The organism is Haemophilus paracuniculus (assembly GCF_002015115.1).
Lineage (GTDB): Bacteria > Pseudomonadota > Gammaproteobacteria > Enterobacterales > Pasteurellaceae > Haemophilus_E > Haemophilus_E paracuniculus.
The window spans coordinates 1-12,923 of sequence record NZ_MUYA01000001.1 but is presented as its reverse complement, the minus strand read 5'-3'; the positions used below and the strand labels follow the sequence as shown (position 1 = coordinate 12,923).

Genomic DNA, 12,923 nt, shown 5'->3' with positions numbered 1-12,923 from the left:
GACTTTTCCACAAATCGGCTAGGAAACAAGCGGTAAGATATTGAAAAATTTTTGTCAATTTAACCGCTTGTGTTTTGAATAAAATTATTTCTTATTGACCTGATAAACCTTAATCGCCTCTGGCAATAGGCGTTCTAGGTTTTGCTGGCGGTCGTCATTGGTTGGGTGGGTTGAGAAGATCGACACACCTGATCCGCCTGTGGCACTGCTCATTTTTTGCCATAGGGCGGGGGCTTTGGCGGGGTTGTAGCCTGCTTCTGCCATTAGGAATAAGCCTTTTTCGTCCGCTTCCGTTTCTTGGCTGCGAGAGAACGGTTTGTTTACCCCGAGATCAGCCACTAAGCCGACTAAATCAGAGGCATCTACCCCTGTGGTGGCACTGATCACCGCCGAGCCGATACCGCCCACGATGTTGGTAATTGAGGTTACGGTGCGGTCAGATTTACCGTGTTCCTGCAAGGCGTGCGACATTTCGTGCCCCATTACTACTGCGATTTCATCATCGCTCAGTTGTAATTTATCGACTAATCCCGTGTAGAACGCCATTTTGCCCCCTGGCATCGCCCACGCGTTGAGTTCGTCTGATTTCAGCACGGTGATTTCCCACGCAAATGGCACGCCTGTGGTGTTGGCTCGCTCGGCGTAAGGTTTCATTTTGTTGAACACGGTGTGAATCCGTCTTGCGGTGGTTGAGCTAGTGTCCACTGCCCCTTGGGCTTTGGCTTGGTTTTTAACTTCGGCATAGCTTTGTGCCGCTTCTTGATTAAGGCTTTGGGTGCTCACGCAAGCGGTCAGTCCCGTGGTTAAAAATGCCACTAGGGCTAATTTTTTGAGTAATTTCATTGTGATCTTCCATAAAAAATGCCAAACCGCAGTTTGGCATTAGATAAATTAACAATTATTTATTTTTTGCACGCTCGAATGATTCGAGGATTTCAGCACGGGCAGCGTCCACGCCTTCCCAGCCTTCTACTTTCACCCATTTGCCTGCTTCTAACGCTTTGTAGCTTTCGAAGAAGTGTTGGATTTGCGCTTTTAATAAGGCAGGTAAATCGCCCACATCTTGAATGTGATCGTACTCTTTGCTTAATTTAGTGTGTGGCACCGCCACCACTTTCGCATCGCCACCTGCTTCATCGGTCATTTTGAGAACGCCAACTGGACGGCAGCGAATTACTGAACCTGGTTGAAGTGGATATGGGCTTGGCACGAGTACGTCCACTGGGTCGCCATCGCTTGATAAAGTGTTGTTCACATAGCCGTAGTTGGCAGGGTAGAACATTGCGGTTGCCATAAAGCGATCCACGAATAAAGCACCGCTCTCTTTGTCCACTTCGTATTTGATTGGATCTGAATTTGCTGGAATTTCGATAACAACATAAATATCGTCTGGTAACGCTTTACCAGCTGGTACGTTTTCTAAGCCCATTTTGGTTTCCTTCTGAATTAGAGTAAAAAAAACAGGCGGATTATATCGAAAATCCGCCTAAAAATAAAATTAGAAATTAGTCGAGTAATTTTCTCGCCGCTTCCACCACCACGGTAACGGCTTTATCTTCTGTGCCGTGAATGGTGGCTTCGTTTGGAATTTCTTGTTGGGTACGGTTTACAATCACGCCCGACACCATTCCGCCACGCAAGCCTAATGCAGAACACATTGTGAACAGGGTGGCAGATTCCATTTCAAAGTTCATTACGTTCAGATCTTGCCACTGTTTGAGCGAGCCTTGGAAATGGCGGTAGATCTTGCCAGAGAAAGTGTCGTAACGCTCTTGACCTGGGTAGAACGTGTCTGATGATGCGGTAATGCCGACATAGGTGGTCGCATTTTGCTCTTGGGCAGCGGCATAAAGAGCGTTGGTACATTCAAAATTCGCCACCGCAGGGTATTCAAGTGGGGCGAAGTGTTGGCTCGCACCATCTAAACGCACCGCACCTGTGGTTACCAAAATATCACCCACGTTAATGTGTGGTTGAATTGCCCCTGTGGTGCCGATACGCAAGAAAGTCCGCACCCCAAGTTGTGCCAATTCTTCAACGCAGATTGAAACCGAAGGTCCGCCGATCCCCGTTGAACAAACCACCACTGCTTGACCGTTCAAATAGCCTAACCACGAGGTAAATTCACGGGTTGAAACCAAAAATTTTGGATTATCCATTTTCTTCGCAATACGCTCTGAACGCGCAGGATCACCTGGGACAATCGCAATTTTCGCCCCTTCTAACATCGCTTTGGTTAAACCTAAGTGGAATACTTCTGACATAACGTTTTCCTTATTGTGTGTGAGATTTGACGGCATTATAGCAACGAAAATTTCTTGCAAGCGATAGGATTTACACAAAATTTTTCAAATTTGTGAACTAGATCATAGGAAACCGTTTGCGTTTTAAATCAACTGGTTAAGGCTTAATCTATATGGTATAGAATGTCTTTATCCTATGAAGAAAAAAGTACCGATAAATGTAATTTATCAGTACTTAATTTTTTTATTAGTTGGTCTTAAAATCTAGGAAACTCAAAATCTTCGAATGATTCTGGACCTGTTATAATTCTCACTCCTTGCACTCTAGTGATGTCACATAAATACCCTTCTACTTCATAGGTAACGCTATCGCCTTTGTTTAAAGTTTTTTCTGTTCGGTTACTATTAGGTAAACGGGCATAAACTCTCGAATAGCAATTAGTTTTAGGGGCAATTCTTTGAATATAGTAATTATTCACTTTAGAGGTAATTTTTACTTTAAAGCTACCTGGATTTACTTTGATGTCGTCAATTTCAACAGTAACATTTCCCTCATTTGGATCAGCGGTATAACCTAATTTTTTATATTTATAATTTAGTAAATTATAGACCCAAGTCCCCATATTTTCCGTTTCAATCGTGATTTCTTTCATTTGAGGGTAGCAACCAGATTCAGAGACATCTTGATAAAAAAGCATCGTATCGTTAATTTGATCAATAATTTGCTTTCCTGAGCGAGTAAAGTCAGCTCTGAATTTTAATTTGCAATCATCCCCATTGGTACTTTTGGCAGTAACATTTTTGACTATCAGTTGCTCGTCTTTATCTCTTAACCCAATTGAAAATTGCCCAGGTTGAGTATCAGTTACTATAATCGGGACTTCTTTTGCGGGGTAAAGTTGAACCGCTTGAGTGCTATTGATCCCTAATAAAATACTCATAAAGCCTAAAAATAAAGATTTTTTCATAGAAGTTTCCTTTCGATAGTAAGTAAAAATAACATCTTGCTTTTATCAACAAAAGCAAGATTATTTTAACTGATCAAAAAAGTTATGTAAACGATAGTGAACAAAATGATATCTTTATTGGATTGTTGAGGTGTGAGCTTCATTTGATACTACCAAAATGAATACAGAAGAACTCACTCCTCATCCTATTCGCTATACTTTTGCAAAAAATCTCCGCAAAATTAGACGAATGAAAGATATTTCACAAGAATCCCTTGCTTTTGATGCAGGGATCAGCCGAGCCTACCTCAGCGAAATAGAGGGTGGTAAGCGTGCAGTTTCCATTGATGTAATGGGCAAGATTGCAGATGCGTTAAATGTCAATCTCACGTTGCTTCTTAGAACAGACGACATTATTGGAAACTTCTTAAAAGAAGAAAATTTTCTATCAGTTAAGGCTTAATCTCTCGCAAAATCGGGTTTTGCATTGAGATCAGGGTGTCGGTGGATTGAATTTCATCAATCAACTGAATTTTGGTCGCCAGCACGCGGTGCAATTCTTCAATGGTGTGGGTCATCACTTTGATGAAAATCGAATACTGCCCCGTGGTGTAATAGGCTTCGACCACCTCGTCAAATTCATTGAGTTTGGCGATCACCGTCTCGTAATCTTTGGCGGATTTCAAAATAATCCCGATAAAACAGCAGACATCGTAGCCCAATTTTCGAGCGTTGATCCGAATTTTCGTGCCTTCAATAATCCCCGCTTGTCGCATTTTTTCTACCCGAACGTGGATTGTGCCTGCACTTACCCCAAAATTTTTCGCCATTTCCGCATAAGGCGTGCGAGCGTCAAGGGTTAAAGCTCGCAAAATTTGTTGATCAAGGGGGTCGATTTGGGTTTTGATTTGATAATTAGTGTGCAAAATTTGCTCTCTTTTCTAAAATTATTGAGGATTATTCAAATTTTAGCACAATAAATTAGATAAAATTCAATGAAAGAAAGATTTTATTATAATACTATTGAAATTTTTGCGAATTGCGTTAAATTATGTTCATACCGCTTGCGACAAGCGGTCTTTTTTCGGTAAATTTTATCTCGTGAATTATCTTTGAATTGATCCTGCGTTAGCTTCGCCTCGCTGTACTATTTGTACTATCTTCGGCTTGCTGCCTTGTCTCAATTCAAATTTAATTCACGAAACATTAATGAGGATAAACAATGCAAAAATCATTCATCTTGCAACAAAACGAAATCAGCTTTGTGAAAAACACCTTTACCCAAAACTTAATTGAACAACTCGGCATTATTGAAGTGCAAGGCCCGATTTTGTGCGAAGTCGGCAACGGTATGCAAGATAATTTAAGTGGCACTGAAAAAGCGGTGCAAGTGAAAGTGAAATGTATCCCAAATGCGTTATATGAAGTGGTACATTCGTTAGCGAAATGGAAACGCCACACCCTTGCACGCTTTGGCTTCCAAGAGGGCGAGGGCTTGTTCGTGCATATGAAAGCGTTACGTCCCGATGAAGATTCCCTCGACCCAACCCACTCAATTTTTGTGGATCAATGGGACTGGGAAAAAGTGATCCCAGCAGGTCGCCGCAACCTCGCCTATTTGAAAGAGACGGTAAACTCAATCTACAAAGCGATCCGCTTAACCGAATTGGCGGTAGAAGCCCGTTTTGATATTCCGTCCGTGTTACCAAAAGAGATCACTTTCGTGCATAGCGAAGATCTAGTGAAACGCTACCCTGATCTCACCAGCAAAGAGCGTGAAAATGCGATTTGTAAAGAACACGGGGCGGTATTCCTAATCGGTATCGGTGGCAAATTATCCGACGGCAAACCGCACGACGGACGAGCACCAGACTACGATGACTGGACAACGGTGTCAGAGGGCGATTACAAAGGCTTGAACGGCGATATTTTGGTGTGGAACGAACAGCTCGGCACCGCTTTCGAGCTTTCGTCAATGGGTATCCGCGTGGACGAAACCGCCTTACGCCTACAAGTGGAAATCGCTGGCACGCAAGACCGCCTCGAAATGGACTGGCACAAAGACCTTCTTGCAGGTCGCCTACCGCTCTCAATCGGCGGCGGTATCGGACAATCCCGTATGGCAATGTTCCTCCTTCGCAAAAAACACATCGGCGAAGTACAATCGAGCGTTTGGACGAAGGAAACCCGTGAGCAGTTTGAGCATATTCTTTAATTTCTAAAACAAAAAGCGGACAGTTGTCCGCTTTTTTCTTGCCTATCAAAATTTTTAAAATCCGACCGCTTGTTTGCGTTATTTCACTTGTTGCACCAACGCCGAAATCCCGTCTGCAAATTGTTCGGTGCGAGCCATTTCGGTGATTTGTTCGTGGCTGAATTGGTTGCCGTTGTAAACTGCCACAATGCTGGTGTCGCTGATTTGCAGGAAATTTTTCTCGCCAAATTCGGTGTAGCGAGTTGCCCCGATGCTGATGACTGCTTGGGTTGGGTGGTTGGCTCGGGCGAGTAAATCGGCGATATTGTTCATCGGATCTTGGTTGGGTTGGTTGTTCATTCGATCCACAATCCAATCCAACAATTTTTGGTGGAAATAGCTGTAACCGACCGTTGGACTGTCGATGCCGTATTCGCTCAATTCACCGCCGCGTTTGTGGAAACAAGCGATACGATAATCGTCTAAATTGCCGCCTTGGTTGAAATGGTCGAGGGCGATTTTGGTGGCGGAAATCCCCTTAGAATTTGCCCCCCAGTTTTTCTTTTCGCAGATTTTGCGCGCGTTCGGACGGCGGATCGAGCAGTCGTTATAAGCCGCAAAATGGGTTGGGGTTAGCTTTACCACCTTGCCATTTTGGTATTCAATTTCACAAAATAACGCCACTTCGGGTTCAATTTGTAAATTATCCGCATCATTTGGGAAAGAAATGGTGTCGTGCGAAAGGGGAAATTGAGCAAGAAATTGATCTTGTGAGGCGAGGTTTTCACTCGGCACATAAAACGGAAAAATCGCTTTCGGCTGAATCGCTTCCTGCGTTACTACTTTCACAAAATCCGCCGCTTCGCCTGCCTGTTCCAAATGCCCTGCGAAGTTGCCCGCCACGCCTAAACCGATAAAATTGTTCATTGAATGTTCCTCTTGTGTTTGCAAAAAATCGCCGAAATTCTACCGCTTGTCAGGCAAAAAATCATCAAAAAATCCTCAGAAGCGATCTGGCTTTCTTGCTAAATCCCTATCCAAAAACTAAAATGTAGCCCTTTATTTTTGAGAATACTTGACACCTTAAAAAGGACATTATAATGATAACGCACGCACGCACGCACGCACGCACGCACGCACGCACGCACGCACGCACGCACGCACGCACGCACGCCTAGCCTAATTTTCCCCTCTTTTTTTCACTTGCGAGGGCATTGCCAATGCAAGTGAAGTCTAAACAACGTGTCGCCGATTTTGGCGAAGTTTACACCAACGAGCGAGAAGTAAATGCAATGCTCGATTTGGTGGCGGATCAAACCACAAACCCCGAAAAAACCTTTTTAGAACCCGCTTGTGGCACGGGTAATTTTTTGTCGGCGATTTTGGCTCGCAAACTTGATGCGGTGGCGAAAAAGCACAAAAAAATCCAGCTCGATTATGAACGTAACGCCGTGATTGCCGTGAGCAGTCTTTACGGTATTGAACTTTTGCCCGACAACGTGGCGGAATGTCGTAAACGCCTTTCCAAACAGTTCGCCGAACACTATCAAAGCCACTATCCACAAAGTTTCAAGGCGGAATGTTGCCGCACCGTTGAGATTATTTTGCACAAAAATATCCTGTGCGGCGATGCCCTTTCCCTCAAAACCGCCGATCAACGCCCTATCGTTTTTACCGAATGGAAAATGATCCGCAACCAATTCAAACGGCGAGATTTCGTCTATCGAGATCTGGTTGAAAACCTCAGCGATCTTCCCCTTTTTTCCGATGAAGGCGAGCAAGCCTTTATCCCCGAACCGATCAAAGACGACTACCCCCTCACCCACTTTTTGGAGCTAGGCAATGACTGATTTAACTTCCCTCAATTACAACCCTGACGTTTTAAGCTGTTTGGCGAATTTATCGAATGATGAAGTATTCACGCCGCCAACCATTGTCAATCAAATGCTCGACCGCCTGCCCGAACATCTGTGGAGCGACCCCAACGCCAAATTCTTAGACCCCGTGTGCAAATCGGGCGTGTTTTTACGCGAAATCGCCAAGCGGTTAGTTAAAGGCTTAGAAACGCAAATCCCCGATTTACAAACACGGCTCAACCACATTTTCAGTCAACAACTTTACGGCATTGCGATCACTGAACTCACCGCTTTACTTTCACGCCGTAGCCTTTATTGCTCGAAAAAAGCCAATGGCGAAAATTCGGTGTGTACCGTCTTTGATCACGATGAGGGCAACATTTTCAAGCCAAAAAGCGAGCATATTTGGGAGGGCGGAAAATGTATCGAATGTGGAGCAAGTGAACTTGTGTACGACCGCATTACCCTCGAAAACCACGCCTATGGATTTATCCATAGCCAAGCAAGAAACGCATTAGGATTAGAAAAAATGAAATTTGATGTCATTATCGGCAATCCGCCGTATCAGTTGAAAGATCAAGAGGATAAAGACGATAAAGAAAATAAAAATCAGCGAAAAAGTGCAAGTGCTTCACCGATATATCATCATTTTATCCAACAAGCCAAAAAATTAAATCCTGATTATCTTGTAATGATTACCCCAAGCCGTTGGTTTGCAGGTGGCAAAGGATTAGATGATTTTCGTGATGAAATGTTAAACGATAAAAGAATCAAAGAAATTCACGATTTCCCAAATGCGGCAGATTGTTTCCCTGGGGTAGAAATTAAAGGTGGTGTGAATTATTTTATTTGGGAGAAAAATTATCAAGGCGATTGTTTAATTACAACTTATGAGAATGGCGAAAAAATCTCTCAAATGACAAGACCTCTAAAAGAAAAAAGAGTGGATGTTTTTATTCGTTATAACGAAGGTATCTCTATTTTAAGGAAAGTATTGAAATTTGAAGAAAAAAGTTTTAGCGAATTTGTAAGTTCATTAAAGCCATTTGGATTAAGGACATTTATAAAAGGAAATCCTAATCCTTATACTGATAAAAAAGAGAATGTGGTTTTATACCAAAATGGTGGAAAAGGATATATTAAACGCAGTTCCGTATTACTTAATCATCAATGGATTGATAAGCATAAAATTTATATAGGTCGTGCCTATGGAGCAGGGGAAGGATTTCCACATCAAATTTTAAATAAACCTATCTATGGTGCACCTAAAACTTGTTGTACAGAAACTTATTTGCTTATTGGGGATTTTGAAAGCAAAGAAATTTGCTTAAATGTGATGAGTTATATTTCAACCAAGTTTTTCCGTTTTATGGTTTTATTAAAGAAAAATACCCAAGATGCCCCTAAACGAGTTTATGAGTTAGTTCCACAACAAGATTTCTCAAAACCGTGGACAGATAAAGAGCTTTATCAAAAATACGGTTTAACCCAAGAAGAAATTGATTTTATTGAAAAAATGGTAAGACCGATGGAGGTGGAAAATGTGTAATGAAATTAGAATTACAAACGTGGCTAAATTTATGGAAGAATTATCAAAATTAACATCGCTTGAAAGCCTGACAGCTACGAGATTTTTTCGTGGACATTCTGATCAAAATTATAAGTTAATCCCTAGTGTTTATCGAGAGGAAGATTTAATTAAAAATGAAGACAAAATAATCAAAGAGGCATTTACTTATTGTGCCAATGATTTTCTACCTCACGAAACACTTTTTGAAAAATTGGCGAAATTGCAACACTATGATTATGCTACACGGTTATTAGATGTAAGTGCTAATGCCTTAGTAGGATTATATTTTGCTGTACGTGATTTTAAAAGTACGGAAAGTAGCAAGGCAGTAGATAATTCCAAAGATGGTGAAGTCATTGTATTAGATATTCCAAATAAGAGTATTAAATATGATGATAGTGATACGGTAACAATTTTATCTTCTCTTTCTCTAAGAAATGGTGATCTTAACTTAGAGGAAATTATTAAAAACATTAGAGAGCAAGCGGAACTTGATGCAGGTGTTGCTGTTATAGATACATTTCTTAAAAATAAAGATATGTATATTAGTAATGAATTTCCAGTGGATTATATTCCTGAGCTAAGTGCCATAAATGAAAAACCAAATGATTTATTAAGGAAACTTTATGATGCAAAATTAAGTGAAAGTTTTAAATTTCATTTTAATAAAAGTGATGAAATAGGTAAGCTGCTACACGATATTCGTAAAGATAAACCATACTTTTTACCTATTATAAATGCAGATGATTTTAATCAAGTGCTTTGTGTAAAAGCTAAACCAAATAGCCCTAGAATTAGCCGCCAACACGGTGCATTTTTACTATTTGGCATTAACGGCAATAAAGCAACAATGGCAACAGTTCCAACAGAATGGATCAATAAACCAAATGGAAATCGTTTAATTATTGATAAAGACAGTAAGGCGAAAATTTTACAAGAATTAGCGATTTTAGGAATTAGTTCGCAAACCTTATTCCCTGAATTAGATAAACAAGCCAAACCGATTATGGAGAAATATCGCACGCCAAAAAGCGAATAGAAACTCTCGCCCACTTGTGGGAGAGAGACAGCTTGAAATGCGGTTAGCATTTCAAGCAGAGAGAGGGAGCAAGCGGTAGGATTTCTGTCAATTTTTCCCTCTCCCTGAAATTAGCTTCTAAACGAAGCTAATTTCTGTCCCTCTCCCGTAAACGGTAGAGGGTTTTGCTTTAACAAGCGGTACGATCCCCACAAATTTTTGCTAAATATCCCACAATAAAGGAACACAAATGAACGAACAACTTTCAACACAACATAAAGTCAATTTTGAGGAATTTATTCCGCCGAAAATTTATGCCTATTCCGACCGTCATTTTGAGGGCTGTCTGAAAATTGGCTACACCACACGCCAAAAGGCACAAGATCGGGTGAGGGAGCAATATCCGACCAAAACCCCAGAGCAAACTTGGAAAATTGAGCTGGAAGAATTTGCGGTGCGAGATAACGGTTCGCTGTTTAAAGATCACGATTTGCACAAGGTGCTGAAAAAACACGGTGTCGAGCAGGTGGCGGGCGAGTGGTTTAAATGCAATTTAAATGATGTGCGAGCGGCGTTAATCGAGGTGAAAACGGGCAAGCCGAATCGCCAAAAACGGACGCTGTCGTTTGGTATGCGTCCTGAACAGCAGGCGGCGGTGGAAAAAACCTGTGCCTATTTTGAGAGCTTTAAGCAGGATAACGAAAACAAAGCCCCGCGTTTTTTGTGGAACGCCAAAATGCGATTTGGTAAGACCTTCGCCACTTATCAATTAGCGAAAAAAATGGGCTGGAAAAAGGTGCTGATTTTAACCTTTAAGCCTGCGGTGCAAGATGCGTGGCAGGAAGATTTGCAAAACCACACCGATTTTGAGGGCTGGCAATTTGTGGCGAAAAATGGGCTGAGTTATGAACAGGTCGATTTTGATTCGCCCGTGGTCTGTTTCGGTTCGTTCCAAGATTATTTAGGGCGAACAAAATCGGGTGGAATTAAGGCAAAAAACGAGTGGGTGCATAGCACGAACTGGGATTGCGTGGTGTTTGATGAATATCACTACGGGGCGTGGCGTGAAAATGCCAAGGATCTTTTTGACGGTGAGGACGATAAAAAAGAACAGCGTTTCGCCGAGAGTGAGGATCTCAAAGCCTTTGATGAGGATCTGTTGCCGATCACGACCCACCATTATTTGTATTTGTCTGGCACGCCGTTCCGTGCGATTGCCTCGGGCGAATTTATCGAAGAGCAGATTTTTAACTGGACCTATTCAGACGAGCAAAAAGCCAAAGAGCAGTGGCGTGCCGAGCAGGGCGATAATCCCTATCTTTCCTTGCCGAAAATGGTGATGATGACCTATCAGTTGCCCGACAGTATCCGCGAAGTGGCAAGAAAGGGCGAGTTTAATGAATTTGATTTGAACCTGTTTTTTGAGGCGAAGGGCAGTGGCGAGCAGGCACGTTTTACCTATCAAGAAGAGGTGCAAAAATGGCTCAATTTTATTCAAAACAAATTGCCAGAGATGACGAGTGATACCTTGAAGTTACGCACGGAAAAACCACCGATGCCGTTTTCTGATGTGAATTTATTGGGACATTTGTTGCATACCTTTTGGTTTTTGCCGAATGTGGCGAGCTGTTACGCAATGGCGAATTTGCTCAAACAAAAGCAAAATCAATTTTTTCATCAATATCAAATCATCGTGGCGGCAGGGGCGGAAGCAGGCGTGGGCTTAGAGGCTCTGCCCCCTGTGCAAAAATCAATGACAAACAACCCGCTTGCAACCAAAACGATTACCCTGTCGTGCGGAAAATTAACCACAGGCGTGTCCGTGCCACCGTGGACGGGTATTTTGATGCTACGCAATGCGTCTAGCCCAGAGACTTATTTCCAAGCGGCGTTCCGTGTGCAAACCCCGTGGGTGCTACGAGGCTATGATGATAATGATCCAAATAATAAAGAGATCTTAAAACAGCAGTGCTATGTGTTCGATTTTGCCCCTGATCGAGCGTTACGCCAAATTGCCGAATATAGTTGCCGATTGGACACGGCGAACACCAACCCTGAACAAAAAGTGGCGGAATTTATTCATTTCTTACCCGTGCTTGCCTATGACGGCAGTTCGATGAAGCAAATTGATGCGGCGGGTGTGTTAGATATTGCAATGAGTGGCACAACGGCAACCTTGCTGGCCCGCCGTTGGGAAAGTGCGTTGCTGGTGAATGTAGATAATGCCACGCTGGATAAAATCCGCAAAAATGACGCGGCGATGAAAGCCTTGATGAACATTGAGGGATTTCGTTCGCTTAATCAAGATATTGAAACCATTATCAATAAATCTGAGGCGGTCAAAAAAGCAAAAAAAGAAAAGGGCGATGAGATGACCGCCAAAGAGAAGAAGGAACTCAGCGAGGAAGAAAAAGAGTACAAATCCTTACGCAAGCAAATTCAAGAAAAGCTAATCAAATTCGCCACACGCATACCGGTGTTTATGTATTTGAGCGACTATCGAGAGCATAAATTGCAAGATGTGATTACCCAACTTGAACCGAGATTATTTCATAAAGTAACAGGTTTAACCCAGCGAGATTTTGAGTTGTTGGTGAATCTTAATGTGTTTAATGGGGCGTTGATGAATGATGCGGTGTACAAATTCAAACGCTACGAGGATTCGAGCCTTGAATACACGGGCATTGACAAGCGAAGCAACCAAATTGGCTTGTTCGACACCACAATTTCCCAAGAAGATAGTGAGCGAATGAGAGGGCTATAAGGGCAAAAATTTGGCAGAATCTGACCGCTTGTTATGCGTTTTGATTTAATTTTATGCAAGCGGTGAGATTTTTCAAATTTTTTGCAAAAAGTGCTTGCACGGTGGTAAAAAATCCCTATAATGCACCGCACACAACGACGCACTGTTGTGAAGAGTTTGATTTAATGCAGTGCGTCGTTGTTTTTTGTTCTTTAACAACGAATCAGACAATCTGTGTGGGCACTTGTTGATGATTGATTTTGAAACAAATTTTTGATTTTGAAGTCTCGATAGGTGCTAACTGAAATTCATTAAATGATTTTTGTGTCAGCTTTATTGAGCGATTAAACTT

The 12,923-nt window shown here is 42.2% G+C and carries 12 protein-coding genes; 6 read left to right on the top strand and 6 right to left on the bottom strand.

The annotated features are described in order from the left end of the window. Positions 1-84 precede the first annotated feature (84 nt). The 4 genes from B0187_RS00060 to B0187_RS00045 all read right to left on the bottom strand — a co-directional run bounded on the left by B0187_RS00060 (position 85) and on the right by B0187_RS00045 (position 3,211). Positions 85-843 (bottom strand): M48 family metallopeptidase, encoded by a 759-nt coding sequence (locus B0187_RS00060; RefSeq protein WP_078235564.1) that lies wholly within the window; start codon positions 841-843, stop codon positions 85-87. A 55-nt stretch (positions 844-898) separates the two neighbouring features. Further along, a complete protein-coding gene (ppa, locus tag B0187_RS00055) occupies positions 899-1,429 on the bottom strand; it encodes an inorganic diphosphatase (protein ID WP_078235562.1) in 531 nt (176 codons plus the stop codon). 76 nt (positions 1,430-1,505) lie between these two features. Further along, positions 1,506-2,264, bottom strand: coding sequence for a uridine phosphorylase (gene udp, locus B0187_RS00050; protein ID WP_078235560.1), 759 nt, complete (start codon positions 2,262-2,264; stop codon positions 1,506-1,508). A 236-nt stretch (positions 2,265-2,500) separates the two neighbouring features. Further along, entirely contained in the window at positions 2,501-3,211 is a 711-nt protein-coding gene (locus tag B0187_RS00045) for a hypothetical protein (protein WP_078235558.1), read from the bottom strand. Between the two features lie 157 nt (positions 3,212-3,368). On the opposite strand from B0187_RS00045, the gene B0187_RS00040 reads away from it, so the two are divergent. Next, entirely contained in the window at positions 3,369-3,653 is a 285-nt protein-coding gene (locus tag B0187_RS00040) for a helix-turn-helix domain-containing protein (protein ID WP_078235556.1), read from the top strand. Here the strand turns inward: B0187_RS00040 and asnC are convergent. Continuing rightward, complete coding sequence (gene asnC, locus B0187_RS00035) at positions 3,643-4,116, bottom strand: transcriptional regulator AsnC (protein WP_078235554.1); 474 nt, start codon at positions 4,114-4,116, stop codon at positions 3,643-3,645. The two genes, B0187_RS00040 and asnC, sit on opposite strands and share 11 nt — an antisense overlap. A gap of 296 nt (positions 4,117-4,412) precedes the next feature. On the opposite strand from asnC, the gene asnA reads away from it, so the two are divergent. Next, entirely contained in the window at positions 4,413-5,405 is a 993-nt protein-coding gene (gene asnA / locus B0187_RS00030) for an aspartate--ammonia ligase (RefSeq protein WP_078235552.1), read from the top strand. Between the two features lie 78 nt (positions 5,406-5,483). Here asnA and B0187_RS00025 read toward each other — a convergent pair whose 3' ends face one another. Continuing rightward, entirely contained in the window at positions 5,484-6,311 is an 828-nt protein-coding gene (locus B0187_RS00025) for a DUF5718 family protein (RefSeq protein WP_078235550.1), read from the bottom strand. 293 nt (positions 6,312-6,604) lie between these two features. Here B0187_RS00025 and B0187_RS00020 point away from each other — a divergent pair, with 293 nt between their 5' ends. From B0187_RS00020 to B0187_RS00005, 4 genes are all read left to right on the top strand, one after another. Beyond that, positions 6,605-7,234: a DNA methyltransferase gene (locus B0187_RS00020; protein WP_078235547.1), complete on the top strand. Its 630-nt coding sequence runs from the start codon at positions 6,605-6,607 to the stop codon at positions 7,232-7,234. A 169-nt stretch (positions 7,235-7,403) separates the two neighbouring features. Further along, a complete protein-coding gene (locus tag B0187_RS00015; RefSeq protein WP_342742103.1) occupies positions 7,404-8,789 on the top strand; it encodes an Eco57I restriction-modification methylase domain-containing protein in 1,386 nt (461 codons plus the stop codon). Beyond that, entirely contained in the window at positions 8,782-9,849 is a 1,068-nt protein-coding gene (locus tag B0187_RS00010) for an FRG domain-containing protein (RefSeq protein ID WP_078235542.1), read from the top strand. Before B0187_RS00015 ends, B0187_RS00010 begins: the two co-directional genes overlap by 8 nt. 229 nt (positions 9,850-10,078) lie before the next feature. Next, complete coding sequence (locus tag B0187_RS00005; protein WP_078235540.1) at positions 10,079-12,592, top strand: GIY-YIG nuclease family protein; 2,514 nt, start codon at positions 10,079-10,081, stop codon at positions 12,590-12,592. Positions 12,593-12,923 lie beyond the last annotated feature (331 nt).